The sequence below is a fragment of the Pandoraea horticolens genome (genome assembly GCF_902459555.1).
In the GTDB taxonomy this organism is placed as follows: Bacteria; Pseudomonadota; Gammaproteobacteria; order Burkholderiales; family Burkholderiaceae; genus Pandoraea; species Pandoraea horticolens.
In genome coordinates this window covers 375,556-395,419 of the sequence record NZ_CABPSM010000002.1, presented here as the reverse complement: position 1 = coordinate 395,419, position 19,864 = coordinate 375,556, and the positions used below count along the sequence as shown (strand labels likewise).

Below are 19,864 nucleotides of genomic sequence, written 5' to 3'. Positions count from 1 at the left end.
TTGCAGCGTTCTTTCTTCGTCTGACGTGCTTATTATTCGCGGATCGCGGCGAGCGCCACGCCCCGTGATACTGCGCGCAATCGCGTCAATTCAGATGACGCCACCCTCGCGCAGCGCCTTGATTTGCCCGGCATCATAACCCAGTTGGCCAAGCACCTCGTCCGTGTGAGCGCCAAGTGCCGGGCCGAGCCATTGTGTCTGGCCGGGCGTGTCCGATAGCTTCGGCGCGACGTTGGGCAAATCGATAGGGGTGCCATCCGGAAACGTGTGTCGCTGGATCATCTGACGCGCGATGAACTGCGGGTCCTTGAACATGTCGGCCACGGTGTAGATACGGCTCGCGGGCACATCCGCACCTTGCAACACGGCCAGCGCTTCATCGATGGAGCGCCCGCGCGTCCAGTGGCCGATCGCCTCGTCGATTTCCTGCGTGCGCGGCACACGGCCGTCGTTGTGCGCCAGCGCGGGATCTTCCGCCAGATCGGACCGGCCGACGGCGTGCATCAGGCGCTTGAAGATCGGGTCGCTGTTGCCCCCCACGACGATCATGCCGTCGGCGCAAGGATAGGTGTTCGAAGGCACGATGCCGGGCAGCGACGCACCCGTTCGTTCTCGCACCATGCCGGCCACGCTGTATTCCGGCACCACGCTTTCCATCAGGTTGAAGACGGCCTCATACAGTGCGACGTCGACCACCTGACCTCGCCCGCCGTTCACGTTGCGGTGATGCAGCGCCATCATCGCGCCAATCACGCCGTGCAATGCCGCGATGGAATCGCCAATGGAGATCCCGATGCGCGGCGGCGGCAGATCGGGATAGCCCGTAATGTGACGCAGCCCGCCCATCGACTCGGCAATCGCGCCAAAACCGGGCCTGTCGCGATACGGCCCCGTCTGCCCATATCCCGACAGGCGCACCATGACCAGCCCCGGATTCTCGGCCGACAGTTGCTCATACCCCAACCCGAACCGCTCGAGCAGGCCGGGACGGAAATTCTCGACCACGATGTCGGCCTGTGCGGCGAGCTTACGTACGATCTCCTGCCCCTCGGGGGATTTGAGGTTGATCGTCACCGATTTCTTGTTGCGAGCCTGCACCGCCCACCAGAGCGACGTGCCTCCCGCATCGGGGTGCATTTTGCGCCACTTGCGCAGCGGATCGCCATGCTGCGGATCTTCGATTTTGATGACTTCGGCCCCGAACTCGCCCAACATGCGCGCGGCAAACGGGCCAGCGATGAGCGTGCCAAGTTCAAGGACTTTCACGCCGGCGAGCGCGCCACGCGCTGGCAGGCCGGCGCCACTGGCAGCAGGCGAGGCGGAAGATTCGGGAGACGTGCCGGCGGCGGATGCCGTAGACGCCGTGGCAGGACCTTGCGGCAATGCAGATTCAAACGGCTTGGACGACTTGGACAACACGTAGACTCCTGTGCCTTGCGACGGCCATCACCCTCGACTTCGCGACGCCGCCCGAGGGCAACGCCTGTACGAATGGGTGGCAAATGAAGTTCGTATAGTAATTCGACACTCGGCTATCGGCCAATAACCTCGCAGCAAATCCTGGAAAGTTCCGAGTCAAATCGCTCCGAAGTCCGATCGAACGGTGCTTTGGCGATATCTCATGTTTCGAACAGATGACGCGCGCCGCGCTGCGCCGCAATATAAATTGCCTCGCCGCGATTGCGCGCGCCGAGGCGCCGGTATAGGGCAGAGACATGCGTCTTGGCGGTCCCCTCGGAAATCACCAGTTGCTGGCAGATCGTCTTGATGGATAACCCGCGCGAGAGCAGCGCGAGAATTTCGTACTGCCGCTGGGAGATGCCGAGCAGCGCCGATTCGGCCAGTTGCGTCGCCTTGTCGCCCCCCAGCGGGAACACCGGCAAACGCGAGAGCGGCAACGCCTCTCCCATGGCCTCCTGCCGCCAGAGCACAAGTAACGCCGAAAGCGCTTCTTCCGGCACGAATCGCCCGCCCGAGAACGCAAGATCGAAGACCGAACGAATTCGTGCGACCGAATTCGGCCAAGGCAGACATGCGGCAACGCCCGCCTGCAGCCAGCGAATGATCTCATCGGGAAAACCCGCATCGCCGACGACGATGACGGGCACCGGCGGCACACATTCGGCCGCCATCGTGCAGAGGGAGTCAACAGCCGGTGTACGGGCCACCGATTCTTCGAGTACGAGCGCGCGCCGCGAAGGCAATTCGCGTAACCAGAGCCAGTCCTGCACCGTCACATCGTCGACATGACGCAAGACCGGCGGTGTCGCGTTCGCTTCGGTCTGCAACGCGACTTGCAGGCCGCTCAGCCAGGTGGCAGCCTCACCTACGACCAGCACACGCATGGTTTCCCCTGTCGTTCCGGTCAGCACCGTGGTACTGCCGTCCCCCGCTTTTCTTGTCACACCCGCTGCCTACCTAATTTGCCAGCTCAGGAATGATAATCATCCCCGTTGCCAGGACGAAAACCGAGGAAACCCTCAAGTGTTCGTCATATTTTATGCATCAGGCGTCACCTCGCTTTCGGCCAAGTTTACGCGCGAAGCCCGCATGGCGGCGGGATCCCCTCTCGGGAATGCCGATCATTGTTGCCTCAGCGCGACAAACCGCAATCTGCGTAAATTATTTACTCAATTTTCGGAAATTCCGCTATTACTTTTTTCCCTTTCTTTTCTCAAATCGCGCAATAGAATACAAGCAGTGCTGGGAGGACAGCACGCGGAGGCCGGGGGGCACGCTATGTTCAAGATCACCGTCAAGACGATGCGCAGTGCCACGTTCAGCTTGGCAGCTGCGTGCTTTGCGAGTGCTGCGCAGGCCGACATTACCGGCATTGCCGGTGTCCCGGTCGCCGTGAGCGACATGCTGCTCGCCAGCACTCGCGCGGCGAACCTGCAGCAAAGTGTCGTCGCCAATCTGTCCGGCACGGCACCGGTCGTCGTCGCCCCCGTCAACGCCACCACAACCACCGCCAACAACGTTCGTCTGTGGGACGAAGTGATTCCCCCAGCACCGGCACCCAAGCCAACTCAGGCATCAGCGACTTTTCCCGCCCAGCCACACCCGGCGGTGACGGCGTCGGCCTACTCGGCCAACTCACCCAACTCGCCGCCGTCCCTCGCATCGGGATTGCAGACGACGAGCCTGAAAGGCAATGCCAACGTCGGCCGCGTACCTGTCGGTATCGCACGTTGACCGATGGGCCGGTAGCACCGCGATACCTCCAAAACCCGCTCCCTCCCCTTTAGCTCGTATTGCTGCGCGTCCCCGATCAAGGCGACGCGCAGCACGCTTTGCGCAATCTACTTCTGCTCGGCGCTATGCGCCGAAGGCATCCATCAGAACGTGTACGGGAAGCGCAGGCCGACGACATAGTTCGGTGCGTCCGGCGACATGCCTGCGTTGACATAACCATTCACGGTCCAGTGCTTGTTGATCGCGTAGTTGATGCCGAAGTTGAGCGATGCCGCGTTCGTCGTGCTGCCCGCCACCGTGGTCCAGGCGCTACCTGGCGTGGCCGTCTTGGTCGCACGCGAGATCGCCGTCGAGTATGAGATCGACAATGCGGTCTTGTCGTTGAGCGCCAGCGCCATCCCCGCGCCAACCTGAATGATGTCGCCCAGCTTGACCTTCGCGGGCTGCGTCGTGCCTTCGATGGTCGAGATGTCGTTGAACGTGCGAGCCACGTTGTACGTGTACGCCACGTTGGCGAACAGCACGATCGGATCGTAGGTGCGCAAGAACGACAGGCCGGCCGTGACCGCCCATATCCCGTTACCCGTGGGCAGACGCGAGGGCGTCGTCAGGTTGTTGTTGGTCGGATCGGGCGTGCCGAGCTTGATGCCGAACGGCGACGTGCCGGTCGGCGCGGTCACCCGCAACGACGCTACGATATCGGGCCAGTTCGCGTTCTCCTTGACGATCTGGTAGTACAGGGACGCATTGACGTCGCCGATGTTCGCCGAATTCTTGCTGATGTCGCTGATCGACGACGCCGCACCGCCCACCCCACCCGAAATGAAATCGGAATTGCGATAGAGGTACGGCACGTCGAACGCCACACTCAGCCGGTCGTTGATTCCGTAGCGCGTGTTGACGTCGAACGTCCACACATTGGCCTTGGTCTGGCCGAGGTTCAACTGACCGAGGAAGATGGCGTCGAGGGCGAGAAAACCGCTCAACACGAGTTGGCGACGGTCGTAGTAGCTGTAACTGATACCGGCGTCGATAGTGAGCTTGCGGTCGAACAGCGGCGCATGTTGCGCCTGCACCACCGCCTCTTCGGCCGGCGTGCGCTGCGAGTCGCTCTCGCTCTTTTGCATCTGCTGCGTCTCGCCGATCGGCGTGGCCGTTGTCGGGCCCGCAGCCCCGGCAGCGCCGCCGCCGGGGGTACCTGCAGAGCCCGCAGCCGAACCATCACCGGGCGAGACCTGCGCAATCTGCGCAGTGTCCCACGCGGTCAGACCGCGACCGCGTTGCGCCATCTCAATGTCGGTGAGGCGCTGTTTCAGAGAAGAAATTTCCCGCTGCTGCCGGTCGACCATGTCCATCAGCATTTGCAGACGGTCGTCCGGCGATGGGTTCGTATGCTCCTGAGCCTGGGCCGATAGCGTGAAAAGCAGTACCCCCAACGGAATAGCGGCAACGGGAAAAAAGCGGTGAGTGTTCATGATCCCCCCCGGGTAAAAGTGCGGACAGGCGTCCGCGCGCAATCCAACAAACGTGTATTACCAACAACGTTGTCCTTGCTGCTCGACTGCGGGGTGATGCGTGCGAGACCCGTTGCCATCCACCTCGATATGTCATGCCCGGGCCCTGCCGACATCACCTTCTTTGCGCCGCGGATGTTGCTGCGGCGACGCCCCACTTCTAGTTTTCATGGTGTCCGGCGACGACTTGCATTGCCGGACACTGCTGCCGGCGTCGCCCCGTGCACACACGGCAGCGCGACGCCGTTACTCCACTTGCTCTTCACTTCATCGGCGCAGGGCGACCATGTTCGCCATTGCGTTCTGAATACCGACCTGACGCAGCACGTTCGACGTGAGCGGACTCGTCTGCAGGTTCAATTGCATCGTGTTCATGACCTGCTGAGCGTTACCCGCGACCTGCGCGACCTGCATGATCTGGTTCATCGCCGCACCGGCACCGCCGCCCACGCTCTGACCGAGATTGCCGTTCGGCGTATTGAGCGAGATCTGCATGCCTGCGGATGTAATGGCCACGCTCGCGCTCAAGTTGCCCACCGTCGTGCTGGAACTGTTCGCGCCCTGCCCGCTGACCGGTACCAGCGTGGCAATCAATACCCCAGGGCCGAACTGAATTGTGGCTTTGTTCAGCGCATTGTTTGCATCTCCCGCAACTTGCGTAATCTGAGCGACGCCATTCACGAACACGCTCATTCCCCCCCCTACGACTTGCGTGATCGGCGTGGTTGCGCTTACGAAGCCGGGGACGATGCCAGTGGCTGCACCGGTCTGCACCTGGAAGCCGGAACTCCCTTGGCTGACGCTGAGCACGCCGGTGGCCGCCAGGCTCGCCCCGGTCGGCATTTGCCATTGCGACTGCATCACGAGTTGAAAGCCGGTGATCATGTTTTGTTGCGCGTACTTGCCGGTCGCGTGCGCGAGCACTTCGTCGCTCACGGGCGTCCACGTCTCGGGCACCACGCTCGATGCAAATGCCGGCAGGGCGCTCGCAAACAGCGGGATTGCCAGCATCGGAACATATCGGTTCATGATGGTCTGATCTCAAAACAGGTCCGCCCGGATGATGCCGAAATCCACCATCGGGGTCGGTGACGTCCCGGTCGCCAGCGCACTGTCGCGCAGCTTGACTGCCAGGGATTCGTTTCCTTTGAGCAGCGGTGAATCCTCCATAAACGGCTTGCCGATGACCGCCAACACCAAGCCGTTCCATTGCTTGGCAAAATCAGCTTGCTCGATGATGCGATTGCCGAGCGCCGGATCGGATACGAACACGCGTCCGTCCTTCGCTGCCTTGATGACCACAAAATGCTGATAGCCGTTGACGTCGATCAGCGCGATAACCGGGATCTTCAGGTCGTAAAGCGCATTCACGTCAACTTTGAAACCGCGGCCCTCGAGTCCAAGCGTCTCCACAAATTTCTTCATGTCGAGCATCGAGAAGCCATTTTTGATGACCGTTTCCGGATTGGAAAACACCATCATTTTCTGGATCATTTCCGGCTCCGGAATATCGATCCCGTAGCCATAACGCAGCAGTGTTGCCAGGGCCGCCGATCCGCAACTGAAGTCGTATTCCTGCTGGACCAGATTCACGTAGTGCATCGATTTGAACGAGCGCATCTTCTTGACCGCCGGTACACCCGTCGAAGACTCGAGATTCACCGATGCGTACTGCGCGTGCCCGGCCACGCTTGCGCACGCCAGAGCGCAAACCGTAGCGATTCTTACCGCGGCACGACGCACATCTCTCATGACACACCTCATGAAAAAACCGGTCCGGGAATTCCCGGACCGGTTAGTGGCATCACTTGATTGCCGAGATGGCGAGGTTGTTGGCCTGCACGTTGCCGATACCTGAAGCCACGTTCACACCGACGTTGCCGCTGGCAAAGGCGAGTGCGCCCTTACCCAGCGAAGCGTTGGCGATGAAGTCACCCGAGGCCTTCATGCTTGCCGATTGGTCGGTTTGCGCCGTCGAGTTGGCGGCACCGCCCTTGTGCCAGCCGCTGCCGCCTTGCGAGACTGCTGCGGCCAGACCGTTCTCCTGCACGTTGCCAACACCCGCCGCCACGTTCACCCCCACGTTCCCGGTCGCACCGGCGAGCGCACCATCACCCACGCTGGAGTTGACATAGAAATGCGAGATGCTGGCCGAGCCCTTCGACGACTGATTCGCGAACACCTGAGCCGAGGCATACACCGGCTGAGCATTGAGCGAAGCGATCGCGACGTTGTTGGCCTGCGCATTGTCGGCACCCGCTGCCACGTTCACACCGATATTGCCGTTGGCGTTAGCCAGCGCACCAGCACCCAGCGTTGCACCCATCGTCTGGTACTGCGCCGTGTTGAAGTGGTACGTAATCGCGCCCTTGGTCCATACGCTGGACTTCGCGAACGTGTTGGTGAAACCCCACAGCGCGGCGGCGGCAATCGTATCGCTCTCGACCGATTTATTGCCGTGGTTCAATACGGCATGGAACGCTGCATCGAAGCTCTTCTGCGTGTTCAGGAAGCCTGATGCGAAGAAGCCATGCGGGAAGTGGAAAAACACGGCTCCGGCCTGGAACGATTTGCTCGTGTTCAGGTGGCCGTCCGCGCTGGCGTTCACCCACGACGTGGAGTTGTCGTAGTGCGTGGTCGTCTTGCTTGCCAGCAAATAAGAGCTGCCGTGATCCGAAATCGTCGTCGTCTTCGAGTCGACGCCATACGTGACCTTGCCCGTCACAAAGTTGCCAAGCAGCGGCCCCTTCAGATTCACGCCGTATACATCTACGCTCTGATTGCTTTGCACGACGGCGTTGCCGGTGTTATCCACCGTGACGCAGCCCCTGATGCCGATCAGCCCGAAAATGCCGACCAGATTCAGAACGTTGGTCTCGTTGCCGATGAACGAGAAGCTATATTGCTGGTGATTGGGCGACGCCAGGGCGCTACCCGTTGCTACCAGCAGTGCAGCCGCTGCAATTGCTTTCGTTTTCATGACCATCTCCTTGACGAGAGAGTTACCCAGTTAAAAAGATGTGCCCGCCGGGGGACGGAGCACAAAAACATTTGCGGTTACATTGCCTATCCCAGCCGACTGGTTGACTTGGACCACACCGCTCGCCCCGCGAAAAGCGTCACTGGATATCGACGCCGTGCGGAACCGATCGTTGAGGTTGTCGCGCCCAGCCGGGCCACCCTTGGAGATCGCAGCGGATAGTGCCGTATCCGATACGCTCACCACTCCAGACGCATCGCCAGTCACAATGACGGTCGCGTTGCGTTGAAGATTGCCGGCACCGCTCGCCTGGTTGACTTGCGTCAGCCCCGAGGTGCCTGAAAATGCGTTGCCTTGAATCGCGGCGCTGGCAGCGCCGGTCGTCGATGTGACGAGGGCTTGTTGATGAGTGCTCGACGCACCGACCGTCAGCCCGCCGCCGTTTGCAATCACGGCGCTGTTGGCCTGAGCGTTATTGACGCCCGCCGCCTGGTTCACCCCCAGCGCTCCGGTCACGCCCACCGCCGCACCGTTCTCGATCGTGGCGTGCGTGCCGGCCAGTTCGCCGTTCACAATCCATAGGTCCTGCGCCGACGACACCCCGGCAAACGTCGCCAGTACCACCGCGACGGCCAGAGGGAGACCGCGCCGCGCGCCGCGCAACCCGCGATGTGCGCTCATTTCGCCGCTCCTGCTGCACCGATGCTGGTGAGCGGCGCCAACGCCGAGCTGATCACCGACGGCACGAGTGTGCCGATGCTGCCGACACCACCGCCGGCCCCGGCACCGAACCCGCCGCCGACACCGTTGGAGGTATTGAGCGCGTTACCCCCACGGGCATTGCCCACGAGCACGCCCATCACCGGGTTGATGCCGGATTGCACCGCACTCGTCACGAGCCCCGCATTGCCGCGCCCTGTCAATTCACCATCGGTGACCTGATTGACGGCCCCCATGGCGGTATTGAAGGGCCCCGTCGGGAAGGCAGGCACCGAGACGGCGATGGGGTTCTCGACGCGCGGCAGACCGCGGTACGCGATCTCGGGGCCAATGCTGCGCTCGACCACGATATCGCCGGGCGTCGCCGGTTCGGCATGTGCACGTCCGGGCAGCATCGCCGGTGTCAGCGCCACGATCATCGTGGCGAGCAGACGTCCGGCATGGGTCATGGAAATTGGGGTCATCTTGTTCACCGCGTCGTGTAGATCACACGTGTCACCTGAACGTTGTTCACGCCATTCGACAGTTGTTGCGGGCGCGGCGTCGGCGTCACGGCGCCGGGCAGTTCGTCCCACAACGTAACGCCGTTGGCGAGTGCCATTCCGGGTGAATTGACCATCGCGCCGCCTTGCAGATTGCGGCCGCGCTGGCTCCCAAGTTGTTCGTCGTCGATGCGGGCGGCGGCGAGCGGCATGCCAGCTTCGCTCATACGCTTGCCGTCGGCGACGTTGCCCGAGTCGTCGCTGCTCGCGACAGCCGCGGCTTCGTCCACGGGCGGCTGCGCAGCGACCGGTGTCACGGCGTCGGCGTCGGAGACCGGCGTGACCGGACGCACCGTCGTGCCAAACGATGCCGGCACCATCGAGCCGGTGAGCATCGCGACATGCATGAGCGGCGAGCGCGAAACGTCCTGAGCGTGCGCCGGTACCGCGCACAGACCGAGCGTCACGACGACGACTGCGCTCAACACGCTGACGCTTTGTCGTACGTGGTACTGCATTTCGGTGGTGAGAATTCGCATCGCTAAGCCCTCCTTGCCCGGCTCAATAAAGCGACTTCCGTGCCACCCGCCTTAAGTAATTGAAAATATTGGCGTTAATTTCTTCGACCGGAGGGCATGCGAGGGCGTGTGTGCGAAAACGTTTCAGCATTGATACGTAGCTTGCGTCTGACCGTGAATGTCAGCGCCATCGCGCGATCGCCAGATATTCCGAACCGCGAACGATATTGACGTCTCCAGCGACGGGGACCGAAGAGGCCCGGCTTACAAGGGTTTCGCGTGACGGATTTGCGACGAAATTGCTGGGCAGCGGCATAACGATATGGCGCCGTCACATGGGATCGTGCGTGGCACGACGGCGTGCGCCCCCCCCCCCGGACGTTTCATCTTTGATGTGTTCGCGGGACAGCCCTCGGTACCGGTTTCGCGGCACGACGAAGCCACAGCACATCGCCTCGTGACGGCGTCGGGAGAGAGGCCCGATGCCCCATCCCCTCCAGGCACGCGTGACATCTCGGGAGGCGTTCGCTCGATGAGTGAAACAACGCAATGCGTATGGGAACGGCACGTTGGGAACGCCACGGGAATCGCTCGAATCGCCCGTCGTTATTGGCGATGGCAGAAATCGTGAAACGCGAGGACAGCAGGGAGAATATCGATGATTTTCGGCGCTTTCGGACGATTCGACATGGCGATACTCAGGAGCCCAAAAAGAAACGACCGCCCTGCTCATCACAGGACGGCCGCCCTCTCTTCGCCAGAAGATATCAGGCCGGCACGCCCGATTCGTCGCCACGCAGCCCGTACCGGCACATGAGCCGATAGAGGGTAATGCGTGAAATGCCCAACTCTGCTGCCACGTCCGTCAGCCGGTGACAGTGGCGCAGCAATGCCTGCTCGATGGCCGTTCGCTCGGCCTCCGCGCGAATTTCTTCCAACGTGCGCACCAAAGTCGGTACCCACGGCAGCAAATCAAGGTCTTTCGCCGAGATCGTTCGGCTGTCGGCCATCACGATGGCGCGGCGCACGCGGTTGATCAACTCGCGCACGTTGCCCGGCCAGTGATATTCGTACATCGCTTGCACTGCGCACTGCGTGAAGCCGCGGATCTTGCGATGGTTATCGCCTTTGAAGCGTTGCAGCACATGGTGCGCCAGAATCTCGATGTCCTGTCCGCGAGCGCGCAGCGGCGGTTCCTCCACGCGCAGCACGCACAGGCGGTGGTACAGATCCATGCGGAAACGGCCTTCCTTGACGGCTTCCTCCAGATCGACGTGCGTTGCGGAGATGATGCGCACATTGACCGGAATCACCTCGTGACCGCCCAGACGCTCGATCGCGCCCTGCTGCAGGAAACGCAACAGACTCGCCTGGCTCTCGAACGGCAGATCGCCGATTTCGTCGAGCAACAGCGTGCCGCCGTTGGCAGCCTCGACCCGGCCGATCTTGCGCGCATTCGCGCCGGTAAAGGCGCCGCGCTCGTAGCCGAATAGTTCGGACTGCATCAGGTGCGGGGGAATCGCCCCGCAATTGATCGCCACGAATGGCCCCTTCGCGCGCAATGAGCGCTCGTGGATAGCCACCGCAGTCAGTTCCTTGCCCGTGCCCGACTCGCCCGAGATGAACACGGGAGCGTCGGTATTGGCGACCTTGCGAATAGTGCGAAAGAGTTGCTGCATCGCCTCGCACGTTCCGACCATCTCCTGATCGCCGCCAACTTGCGGCGTGAAGGTCGGCACTTCCGAGAGCGACGCCATGCCCCACGCATGACCGATCGAATGCGCGAGCTGATCGTTCGTACACGGGACATTGACATAATCGAAGCAGTAATCGCGAATCAGCCGACGAATGGCTGTTGTCGTGAGTTGCTCGGGATTCGTGGCCGCTACCCAACCGACAGTGGCAGGTTGCATGCAGGACTCGAACGCCCCCATCTCGCGGTCGCTATAACCGCTCGCCAGGTCAATGAGTGCCGCACTGGTGACCCCCGGATTCAGAATGCGCCCGACGTCGCTGGCGCTCTTGGCCGGCACGACTTGCCAGCCTTGCTCCCCCAGAAACGACAGCAAGCCATCGTTATGCTTTCGGGAGGCGTAAATCAGGGTGCGCCCGGTATCGTTAGCCATACCTTAACTCCCTGCCTAAGCAGTGCCTGCGTACAGTTTTTTGGTCTTCGACCGGATCTGCACAACAGGTATACGGCCCCACGCCGCTCGAGAGTTATGGTGTTCCCTTTGCAACTGGGTCCTCAAGTCGGCAGGTTCAGTCTAGAAGACACGGGTCGGCGCAGGGTATAGCGAAAAACAGCTAATCCGATTGGATGACTGGTACCAGTACCTACGCGCAAGTACAGGCGGCGTCACGTCCGCGCCATGCTCAGAGCGTATGCCGGTCGAGGACTGCGCGGGCGATGGTGCCGGCGTCCACATACTCCAGTTCGCCTCCAACGGGCACGCCTCGCGCCAGTCGGCTCACGCGCAGACCGCGGGCTTTAAGCATCTGTCCGAGGTAGTGGGCGGTGGCTTCGCCTTCGTTGGTGAAGTTGGTGGCGAGCACCACTTCCTTGACCACGCCGTCGGTGGCGCGGCGAATCAACGGCTCGAAATGTATTTCGCCCGGCCCCACGCCGTCGAGCGGCGAGAGATGGCCCATGAGCACGAAATACAGCCCCTTGAAGGTCATCGTCTGCTCGAGCATGTTCTGATCGGCGGGCGTTTCCACCACACATAACAGGCTCGTATCGCGCTCGGGATCGAGGCACGTCTCGCAGACTTCAACTTCGGAAAACGTGTTGCAGCGCGCGCAATGGCGGATCTGCTCGGAGGCATGCACCAGCGCTTCGCCCAGCCGTACCGCGCCTTTGCGGTCGCGTTGCAGCAGATGGTAAGCGATGCGCTGCGCGGACTTCGGACCGACACCCGGCAACGCGCGCAAGGCGTCGACGAGTTCCTGCAGGCTCGAGAGCTGGGGCATGCGTCGTCTTTCTCTGGGAACTGGCGAGCGATGCTCAGAACGGCATCTTGAAGCCCGGCGGCAGCGGCAGACCGGCGGTCAGGCCACCCATCTTTTCCTGCGCGGTCGCTTCAGCCTTGCGCACGGCGTCGTTGAACGCAGCCGCCACCAGGTCTTCGAGCATGTCCTTGTCGTCCGCCAGCAGGCTCGGATCGATGGTCACGCGACGTACGTCGTTCTTGCACGTCATCACCACCTTGACCAGACCGGCGCCAGACTGACCCTCGACTTCGATCTGGGCCAACTGTTCCTGCGCCTTCTTCATGTTTTCCTGCATTTGCTGAGCCTGTTTCATCAGACCCGCGATGTTTCCTTTCAGCATCTTGACTCCTGAGTAAATCGTATGAGGGGCATGCAGCGTATGTAACGCGCGTTTGGGAGGAAAATTCAAAAAACCGTGCCGTTTCGCAAAAGCGAATTTGCTTATTGTACCGGGCGAATGCTGCCTGGCAGGATCTGCGCGTCGAATTCGTCGATCAATTCGCGCACCAGCGGATCGTCGGCAATCGCCTGTTCCGCCGCCCGTTGACGCGCGGCGGCCGCTTCTGCCGCGAGCGACGCCGCCGTCGTACCCACTTGCCCGAGTTCGACCTGCAATTGCACCTCGGTACCGAAGTGCTCGGTGAGCACCTGACGCAGCTTGTCGGTCGTGGCCGCATCCGCCAATTGACGCAACGGCACGCGCAGATGGAACGCACGCCCTGCCACTTCGGTCAGTTCGCTCTGGAAGGCCAGTTGCTGTGCGAGACCTCGCGCCGGGAGTTCGGCAGCCAACGCCGGCCATTCACCGGTAAAGACCGGTGCAACGCCGTCTGCTTCCCGGTAGACGCAGGCTCGCTGCAGCGCGGCAGGTGCGGGCGGTGGCGCCGCAGATCCAGCAGGCTCGGGCTCTGGATCGGCGCCGGCCGGCGCATCGTCCGACGCACGCGAGGCGCTGCCGCGATTCGCGTTGGCAGCACCGCCCCCCGTACGCCCTGGCGTGCCCTTACGCCCCGCATTGAGTGCCGCGAGCGCAGCACGGGCGGGCGACATCGGCGCACCGTCGGTCGGCGCACTGGTGCGAGCAGCCGGGACGCGACGTGCTTCGGGCTGCGCCGCCGGAGCGGCGGGAGCAGATGCTGCAGACGGGCGAGTCGGCTCACTCGCCGGCGCACGCGACGGTGCGGCGGCGCGCGCGACGCCAGCCGATTGCGGCGTCGGCGGCTCGGCAAGCGTGCCGCCCGCGAGCAACGGCGTAAACGCTGCCATACGCAGCAGCGCCATCGAAAAACCGGTGTATTCGTCGGGGGCGAGACCCAGTTCGCCGCGTGCCCGCGTAGCGATCTGGTAATAGAGCTGCACGGCTTCGGGAGACAACGCTTCGGCCAGACGTCGCACGTCGGACGCTTCGGGCCAGTCGTCGGAGACCGCCTGCGGTGCGTATTGCGCCAATGCAATTTTGTGCAGCAAGCTGCCGAGATCCTGCAATCCAGCGGCAAACGAGAAGCTGCGCTCGGCCATTTCGTCGGCAACGGCCAGCAGGTCTGTACGCGACTCGTCCTTAAGGGCATCGAGCAAACGCACGAGCACGCTCTGATCGATCGCGCCGAGCATGCCTCGCACGGCGGTCTCGCTCAGCGGGCCCGCCGCGTAGGCGATGGCCTGGTCGGTGAGCGACAACGCGTCGCGCATGCTGCCGCCCGCCGCTTTGGCGAGCAGGCGCAACGCCTGCGGCTCGCTCTCGATACCTTCCTCGCCAAGGATATTCGTCAGATGCGACACGATGTGCCCAGCCGGCATCTGCTTCAGATTGAATTGCAGGCAGCGCGACAGAACGGTGACGGGAATCTTCTGCGGATCGGTCGTCGCCAGAATGAATTTGACGTGCGCGGGCGGCTCTTCCAGCGTCTTGAGCATCGCGTTGAACGCGTGGCCCGTCAGCATGTGCACTTCGTCGATCATGTAGACCTTGAAGCGCGCGTCCGCCGGCGCATAGACGGCCTTCTCGAGCAGCGACGTCATCTCGTCGACACCGCGATTCGACGCCGCGTCCATTTCAACGTAGTCGACGAAGCGCCCCTCGTCGATGGCACGGCATGCCTTGCAAACACCGCACGGCTGCGCCGTAATCCCCGTCTCGCAATTGAGCGCCTTGGCCAGAATGCGCGAGAGCGTGGTCTTGCCGACGCCGCGCGTGCCGGTAAACAGATAGGCGTGATGCAGACGCTGTTGCTCGAGCGCGTGCGTCAACGCACGCACGACATGCTCCTGGCCCACCAGGGTCGAGAAGCCTTTGGGGCGCCATTTGCGCGCGAGTACTTGATAGGTCATGCCAAATTGTAACAGTTCGGCGGTGTGCTTCAGCACCGATGTCAACGCCCGATCAGACGTCCGCGGCCAGCTAAATCCAGCAGGCTATCGGCGCGATAGAAAAAAATGTTGCGCGATTCTACCAAGCCCATCCGGCCCACGCGATACGCGGTGAAACAGTGAGGATATTGATCGTCGGTAAGCATCCGCAGGCAACGGGAATAGCGTCACGTCCATACACAATGGGGACGATAGACGACAGCGCCAAGCGAGAGAAGAAATTGCGCAGAACGCGCGAAGAACACCGATAAAACAAGGAGGTAGGTGACGAGCCTGACCCTCGGCACTGGTAGAAAACGGCTGTGGCTGCTTCGTTCCCGACCTGACCAGATTGGCCGCGCCACCATGCGAGGAGGCCCGTCAGGAACGAATTCTACCAGAGTCGACGCGTCAACAGAAGCTCAATTTCCGCGAGAGCGCCGTACATGACCGCCCGCCGGCGGTGTTGCGGCATGTGAGGCACCGCGCGCAAGCGTTTGCGATTTCCGCTAAGATGGGCACAAACTGCATTGGCGTACGCTATTGAAGCACGCGATTGCAGCCTCCATATGGAGAATGCACGCCCGGCGAAACCGGGTGACATCTCTAGCGTCGGTGAAAGCGAGCCGTTTTCGCCGGACGTTTCCGAATAGTCAGACGAGGCAACTTTACTCATGAGCGAACAAATCAAGCACATTTCCGACGCCAGCTTCGATGCGGACGTTTTGAATTCAGACAAGCCGGTCCTTCTCGACTTCTGGGCGGAATGGTGTGGTCCGTGCAAGATGATCGCCCCGATCCTGGAAGACGTGGCCAAGGAATACGGCGACAAGGTGCAGATCGCCAAGATGAATGTCGATGACAACCAGGCGACCCCGGCCAAGTTCGGCATCCGCGGCATCCCGACGCTGATCCTGTTCAAGAACGGCGCCGTCGCGGGCCAAAAGGTCGGCGCCCTGGCCAAGGGCCAACTGACCGCATTCCTCGACCAGCATCTGTAATCCTGAGCCGAAGGCAGCCGGGGCCTTTGTCGTCGCCGTGCGACACCCCGGCGCCCAACAAACGGCACAGCGCTTGCGCCCCGCGCTGCTTGCTATATAATCCGGCGGAAAGCATCTCAAAGTTCTTCGAGCGTTCGCTCATCTTTTTTCCCTGATACTTCACTTGTCGTCCAACGGACGGCACCTCCGTATGCATTTATCCGAACTAAAGTCCCAGCACGTCTCCGAACTGCTTGAAATGGCGAATGGCCTCGAGATCGAGAACGCCAACCGCCTTCGCAAGCAGGAGCTGATGTTCGCCATTCTGAAGAAGCGCGCAAAGACCGGCGAAACCATCTATGGCGACGGTACGCTCGAGGTGCTGCCGGACGGCTTCGGTTTTCTGCGCTCGCCCGAGACGTCGTATCTGGCCAGCACGGACGATATCTATATCAGCCCGTCGCAGATCCGCCGTTTCAACCTGCATACCGGCGACACGATCGAAGGGGAAGTGCGCACGCCGAAGGACGGCGAACGTTATTTCGCGCTCGTGAAGGTCGACAAGGTCAACGACCACCCGCCCGAGGCCTCGAAACATAAGATCATGTTCGAGAACCTCACGCCGCTGCACCCGAACAAGCCGCTGCTGCTTGAGCGCGACATTCGCGGTGAAGAGAACGTGACGGGCCGCATCATCGACATGATTGCCCCGATCGGCAAGGGCCAGCGCGGTCTGCTCGTGGCCTCGCCGAAGTCGGGCAAGACCGTGATGCTGCAACACATCGCTCACGCGATTGCCACCAACCATCCGGAAGCCAAGCTTTTCGTGCTGCTCATCGACGAGCGCCCGGAAGAAGTGACCGAAATGCAGCGCTCAGTGAAGGGCGAAGTGATCGCTTCGACGTTCGACGAACCGGCCACGCGTCACGTGCAAGTCGCCGAAATGGTGATCGAGAAGGCCAAGCGCCTGATCGAAATGAAGCAGGATGTCATCATTCTGCTCGACTCGATCACGCGTCTGGCCCGCGCCTACAACACCGTAATCCCGGCGTCTGGCAAGGTGCTCACCGGCGGTGTGGACGCCAACGCGCTGCAACGCCCGAAGCGTTTCTTCGGCGCTGCGCGTAACGTCGAAGAAGGCGGTTCGCTCACGATCATCGCCACGGCGCTGATTGAAACCGGCAGCCGCATGGACGACGTGATCTACGAAGAATTCAAGGGCACGGGCAACATGGAAGTGCACCTCGAGCGCCGCCTCGCGGAAAAACGCGTCTACCCGGCGATCAACCTGAACAAGTCGGGCACGCGCCGCGAAGAACTGCTCATCAAGCCGGAAATCCTGCAAAAGATCTGGGTGCTGCGCAAGCTCATCTACGATATGGACGAGGCCGAAGCCATGGAATTCCTGCTTGGCAAGATCAAGCAGACGAAGAACAACGCAGAGTTCTTCGACCTGATGCGCCGCGGCGGCTGATTCCACCCCGGCACATCAAGCGAAAAAGCCGCGACACCTGTCGCGGCTTTTTCATTACGGCGCGTGTTCTCGGCGCCGCCCCCCCCCCCTATTTCTCGCCCCGTTTCAGCGTCACCGCACCCCATGCCGCAGCGGTGCGGGCTGTCACGATGACTGTTATATGATGGGACGGTACCGCGCACTGGCCGCCGGTACGCCTTCCCTCTAAAGCTGTTCCCGAAGGAGAATTTGCAATGTCCGAGCAAGACGAATTGATGGCGGAAGCTTTTGCCCACCTTGAAGCCGGCGATCCCGAATCGGCCCTGGAGGTCGGCAAACGGCTCGAGTCGATGCAGTACTCGGGCGCCTATGAGGTGCAGGCAATGGCCTACGCCGATATGGACGAAATGGAACAGGCAGTGGCCGTGCTCGAAGCCGGCGTCGCCCATGCACCGGGCGTCTGGCTGCTCTGGCAACTGCTCGGCAACTATCGCTCCGATCTCGGGCGCTTCCCCGCCGCCATCGAGGCCTACGAGGCCGCCAGCAACTGCGCGCCGGATGAAGACCTCGTGATCGTCGACTTCAATCACGCTAACGCCCTCGCCCGCCACGGCAATTTAGCGTCGGCGCAAACGCGGCTCGATCGTGTGCTCGAAAGCCCGCACCTTGCGCAGGCTGGCCGCACCTTCATCGAAAATGCCATCGCGCTGCGCATGCATCTGTTCAATGCGCAAGGCGAGCCGAAAGCCGCCATCGCCACCTACGAGGCGCTGCACAAGCACGAAGCCGGCGACGAAGGCAGCAACGTCTCGATGGCCGACGTCGTTGCCGAGCTGTCGCTTGCCTACAAGCAGTCGGGCGAGAACGACAAGGCGCTCGCCAGCGCGCTGGAAGCCGTGCAACTGTACAAGTGGAGCGACGCTGCCCTGTGGGCGCTGCGTGCCGCACGCGACGCCCAGTCGGACACTGCCCACGCGATGCATCTGATCGTGGAAGGCCAGTGGTATGAGCCGCTGGAAGACGAAGATCCCGATGGCCCGGCCCCCGAATTCGTCACCACCTACGATGTGGTGGCCGACGACGCAGAAGAAGCACTGCGTTTGATCGCAGAATGCGAGCCGCCGCAAGTCCGCGAATCGCTGCGCATCGTCGAGACGCATCCGATCGATCACGAAGACGAGTCGCCTACGCCCTACAAGGGTGTCTACGCCACGGGCGATTACCACATGTATCAACCGGGCGAAGAAGAAGTCGACTAAGCCGGTCGTCGTGGCCGGCGGTGAACGGCAACGCCGCCAGCCCCGCAAACACCGTAAACACCAAAAGGGCACCGGAATTCTCCTGGTGCCCTTTTGTTTTTTGGGCGCACATGCCAACGGCGCACGTCAGCGACAGAGGGGGCTCCCCCTGTCGCTTTACTTGTAGCCTGCGCGATCCAGAATGCGCTGCGCTTCCGGCAGATGCTTCGCAATCGTGCCGATAGGCACGTCTTCCGCCTTGAATTCGCCAAGCGCGGCAAGCGCCGGATTGTCGACCTTGGTCGTCGTCACCGCCGGCCACTCGTTGTTACCATTTGCGAAGTATTGTTGGGCTTCGTCGCTCGCCAGATACTCGAGGAATTTCACGGCGTTCGCATGATTCGGCGCGTGCTTGGCAATGCCTGCGCCCGCCACATTCACGTGGGTGCCCTTACCCGCCTGATCCGGCCAGATGAAGCCGACCTTCGACATCAGGGCCTTGTCTTCCGGCTTGTCCGAGCGCGCCATGCGCACGTAGTAGTACGAGTTCGCCAGGGCCACGCCACACTCGCCGGTTGCTACCGCCTTGATCTGATCGGTGTCGCCACCTCGCGGCGCGCGGGCGAAGTTCGCCACCATGCCCTCGGCCCACTTCTGCGTCGCCTGGGCCCCTTCACGGGCGATCAGCGCGCCAACCAGCGAGAGCATGTACGGATGCGAGCCCGAGCGCGTGCAGACCTGCCCCTTGTGCGACGGCTCGGCGAGCGACGCGTACGTCTGGACCGTCTTCGGGTCGACCTTGTCCTTGTTGTAGACGATCACACGGGCGCGCGTCGAAAAGCCGTACCAGTCGGTACCCGCCTTGGTGCTCGCGGCGTGCAGCTTGGCCGGAATGCGTGCATCGAGTATGGCCGACTTGGTCGGCTGGAACAGCCCCGCTTCGTCAGCTTTCGCAAGACGGGCGGCGTCGACCATCAGGATGACATCCGCCGGGCTCTTGGCGCCCTCGCTCTTCAGACGCTCCAGTAACGCCGCATCGTCCGCTTCGATCCGATTGATCTTGATGCCGGTCTGCTTGGTGAACGTGCCGAAAAGCTGTTCGTCGGTCTGATAGTGACGCGCCGAGTACAGGTTCAGCACGCCAGCGGTGTCTGCTTGCACGCCGAATGCCGCCGCCATCGTGGTGCCGAGCACCATCAGTCGCGCCAGTTTGCCGATCGTCTTCGCCTTCATGGGCCATTCTCCCGCAGTCGTAGTTTCATAGAGAGGAACAGCATAATGAAAAACGACCATCAACACAAATGATTCCCATTTTCATTTATTTCGATATTCACTATTCGGAACGAGGATGCGACGCAGCGTGAGATTTACCGCGATAACCACCGCGAGAGGAAGAGGCGTCGGGGTCGCCAACACGGTTGGCGCGATTGCGCATCAAGGCACC

General features: G+C 61.8%; 18 protein-coding genes and 1 other RNA gene. 4 read left to right on the top strand and 15 right to left on the bottom strand.

Annotated elements, in window-relative coordinates; genetic code table 11:
- Positions 1–90 precede the first annotated feature (90 nt).
- Both PHO31112_RS05650 and PHO31112_RS05645 read right to left on the bottom strand, forming a co-directional pair.
- A complete protein-coding gene (locus tag PHO31112_RS05650; RefSeq protein ID WP_150619782.1) occupies positions 91–1,293 on the bottom strand; it encodes a CaiB/BaiF CoA transferase family protein in 1,203 nt (400 codons plus the stop codon).
- 326 nt (positions 1,294–1,619) lie between these two features.
- Positions 1,620–2,405: a helix-turn-helix transcriptional regulator gene (locus PHO31112_RS05645; protein WP_246177764.1), complete on the bottom strand. Its 786-nt coding sequence runs from the start codon at positions 2,403–2,405 to the stop codon at positions 1,620–1,622.
- Positions 2,406–2,484: 79 nt separating this feature from the next.
- Between PHO31112_RS05645 and PHO31112_RS05640 the strand changes: the two genes are divergently transcribed.
- Positions 2,485–3,195: a hypothetical protein gene (locus tag PHO31112_RS05640; RefSeq protein ID WP_150619593.1), complete on the top strand. Its 711-nt coding sequence runs from the start codon at positions 2,485–2,487 to the stop codon at positions 3,193–3,195.
- 143 nt (positions 3,196–3,338) lie between these two features.
- Here the strand turns inward: PHO31112_RS05640 and PHO31112_RS05635 are convergent, their stop codons facing one another.
- The 12 genes from PHO31112_RS05635 to ffs all read right to left on the bottom strand — a co-directional run bounded on the left by PHO31112_RS05635 (position 3,339) and on the right by ffs (position 15,132).
- On the bottom strand, positions 3,339–4,670 hold the full coding sequence (locus PHO31112_RS05635) for a hypothetical protein (protein WP_150619592.1): 1,332 nt from the start codon (positions 4,668–4,670) through the stop codon (positions 3,339–3,341).
- Between the two features lie 306 nt (positions 4,671–4,976).
- Positions 4,977–5,738, bottom strand: coding sequence for a peptidase C39 (locus tag PHO31112_RS05630; protein ID WP_150619591.1), 762 nt, complete (start codon positions 5,736–5,738; stop codon positions 4,977–4,979).
- A 12-nt stretch (positions 5,739–5,750) separates the two neighbouring features.
- Positions 5,751–6,461, bottom strand: a complete 711-nt coding sequence (locus tag PHO31112_RS05625; protein WP_246177763.1) for a C39 family peptidase — start codon at positions 6,459–6,461, stop codon at positions 5,751–5,753.
- Positions 6,462–6,513: 52 nt separating this feature from the next.
- Entirely contained in the window at positions 6,514–7,689 is a 1,176-nt protein-coding gene (locus PHO31112_RS05620) for a hypothetical protein (RefSeq protein ID WP_150619590.1), read from the bottom strand.
- A 30-nt stretch (positions 7,690–7,719) separates the two neighbouring features.
- A complete protein-coding gene (locus tag PHO31112_RS05615; protein ID WP_150619589.1) occupies positions 7,720–8,370 on the bottom strand; it encodes a hypothetical protein in 651 nt (216 codons plus the stop codon).
- Positions 8,367–8,873: a hypothetical protein gene (locus PHO31112_RS05610; RefSeq protein WP_150619588.1), complete on the bottom strand. Its 507-nt coding sequence runs from the start codon at positions 8,871–8,873 to the stop codon at positions 8,367–8,369. The genes PHO31112_RS05615 and PHO31112_RS05610 overlap by 4 nt, the downstream gene beginning before the upstream one ends.
- A gap of 5 nt (positions 8,874–8,878) precedes the next feature.
- Entirely contained in the window at positions 8,879–9,430 is a 552-nt protein-coding gene (locus PHO31112_RS05605; RefSeq protein WP_150619587.1) for a hypothetical protein, read from the bottom strand.
- A 746-nt stretch (positions 9,431–10,176) separates the two neighbouring features.
- Positions 10,177–11,535, bottom strand: a complete 1,359-nt coding sequence (locus PHO31112_RS05600; protein ID WP_039374662.1) for a sigma-54 dependent transcriptional regulator — start codon at positions 11,533–11,535, stop codon at positions 10,177–10,179.
- A 250-nt stretch (positions 11,536–11,785) separates the two neighbouring features.
- The gene (recR, locus tag PHO31112_RS05595; RefSeq protein WP_150619586.1) at positions 11,786–12,382 is read right to left on the bottom strand and encodes a recombination mediator RecR; all 597 of its coding nucleotides are present in this window, start codon (positions 12,380–12,382) and stop codon (positions 11,786–11,788) included.
- 34 nt (positions 12,383–12,416) lie between these two features.
- Positions 12,417–12,743 carry a YbaB/EbfC family nucleoid-associated protein gene (locus PHO31112_RS05590; RefSeq protein ID WP_010807314.1) on the bottom strand — a complete coding sequence of 109 codons (327 nt, stop codon included), beginning with the start codon at positions 12,741–12,743 and terminating at the stop codon, positions 12,417–12,419.
- A 101-nt stretch (positions 12,744–12,844) separates the two neighbouring features.
- Entirely contained in the window at positions 12,845–14,731 is a 1,887-nt protein-coding gene (gene dnaX / locus PHO31112_RS05585) for a DNA polymerase III subunit gamma/tau (protein WP_150619585.1), read from the bottom strand.
- A 302-nt stretch (positions 14,732–15,033) separates the two neighbouring features.
- Positions 15,034–15,132, bottom strand: an RNA gene (ffs, locus tag PHO31112_RS05580) — signal recognition particle sRNA small type.
- Between the two features lie 291 nt (positions 15,133–15,423).
- Here ffs and trxA point away from each other — a divergent pair.
- The 3 genes from trxA (at position 15,424) to PHO31112_RS05565 (ending at position 18,441) form a co-directional block, all read left to right on the top strand.
- Complete coding sequence (gene trxA / locus PHO31112_RS05575; RefSeq protein WP_010807316.1) at positions 15,424–15,750, top strand: thioredoxin TrxA; 327 nt, start codon at positions 15,424–15,426, stop codon at positions 15,748–15,750.
- Between the two features lie 190 nt (positions 15,751–15,940).
- Positions 15,941–17,203, top strand: coding sequence for a transcription termination factor Rho (rho, locus tag PHO31112_RS05570; protein ID WP_150559269.1), 1,263 nt, complete (start codon positions 15,941–15,943; stop codon positions 17,201–17,203).
- A gap of 233 nt (positions 17,204–17,436) precedes the next feature.
- Positions 17,437–18,441: a tetratricopeptide repeat protein gene (locus PHO31112_RS05565; protein ID WP_150619584.1), complete on the top strand. Its 1,005-nt coding sequence runs from the start codon at positions 17,437–17,439 to the stop codon at positions 18,439–18,441.
- A gap of 156 nt (positions 18,442–18,597) precedes the next feature.
- On the opposite strand, the gene PHO31112_RS05560 is transcribed toward PHO31112_RS05565, so the two are convergent.
- Positions 18,598–19,653, bottom strand: a complete 1,056-nt coding sequence (locus PHO31112_RS05560) for an extracellular solute-binding protein (RefSeq protein ID WP_150619583.1) — start codon at positions 19,651–19,653, stop codon at positions 18,598–18,600.
- Between the last annotated feature and the right edge of the window lie 211 nt (positions 19,654–19,864).

Coding starts and splice junctions, on each gene's coding strand:
- PHO31112_RS05635 (WP_150619592.1), bottom strand. CDS start 4,670: ATGAACACTCACCGCTTTTTTCCCGTTGCCGCTATTCCGTTGGGGGTA.
- PHO31112_RS05630 (WP_150619591.1), bottom strand. CDS start 5,738: ATGAACCGATATGTTCCGATGCTGGCAATCCCGCTGTTTGCGAGCGCC.
- PHO31112_RS05625 (WP_246177763.1), bottom strand. CDS start 6,461: ATGAGAGATGTGCGTCGTGCCGCGGTAAGAATCGCTACGGTTTGCGCT.
- PHO31112_RS05620 (WP_150619590.1), bottom strand. CDS start 7,689: ATGAAAACGAAAGCAATTGCAGCGGCTGCACTGCTGGTAGCAACGGGT.
- PHO31112_RS05615 (WP_150619589.1), bottom strand. CDS start 8,370: ATGAGCGCACATCGCGGGTTGCGCGGCGCGCGGCGCGGTCTCCCTCTG.
- PHO31112_RS05610 (WP_150619588.1), bottom strand. CDS start 8,873: ATGACCCCAATTTCCATGACCCATGCCGGACGTCTGCTCGCCACGATG.
- PHO31112_RS05605 (WP_150619587.1), bottom strand. CDS start 9,430: ATGCGAATTCTCACCACCGAAATGCAGTACCACGTACGACAAAGCGTC.
- PHO31112_RS05600 (WP_039374662.1), bottom strand. CDS start 11,535: ATGGCTAACGATACCGGGCGCACCCTGATTTACGCCTCCCGAAAGCAT.
- recR (WP_150619586.1), bottom strand. CDS start 12,382: ATGCCCCAGCTCTCGAGCCTGCAGGAACTCGTCGACGCCTTGCGCGCG.
- PHO31112_RS05590 (WP_010807314.1), bottom strand. CDS start 12,743: ATGCTGAAAGGAAACATCGCGGGTCTGATGAAACAGGCTCAGCAAATG.
- dnaX (WP_150619585.1), bottom strand. CDS start 14,731: ATGACCTATCAAGTACTCGCGCGCAAATGGCGCCCCAAAGGCTTCTCG.
- trxA (WP_010807316.1), top strand. CDS start 15,424: ATGAGCGAACAAATCAAGCACATTTCCGACGCCAGCTTCGATGCGGAC.
- rho (WP_150559269.1), top strand. CDS start 15,941: ATGCATTTATCCGAACTAAAGTCCCAGCACGTCTCCGAACTGCTTGAA.
- PHO31112_RS05565 (WP_150619584.1), top strand. CDS start 17,437: ATGTCCGAGCAAGACGAATTGATGGCGGAAGCTTTTGCCCACCTTGAA.
- PHO31112_RS05560 (WP_150619583.1), bottom strand. CDS start 19,653: ATGAAGGCGAAGACGATCGGCAAACTGGCGCGACTGATGGTGCTCGGC.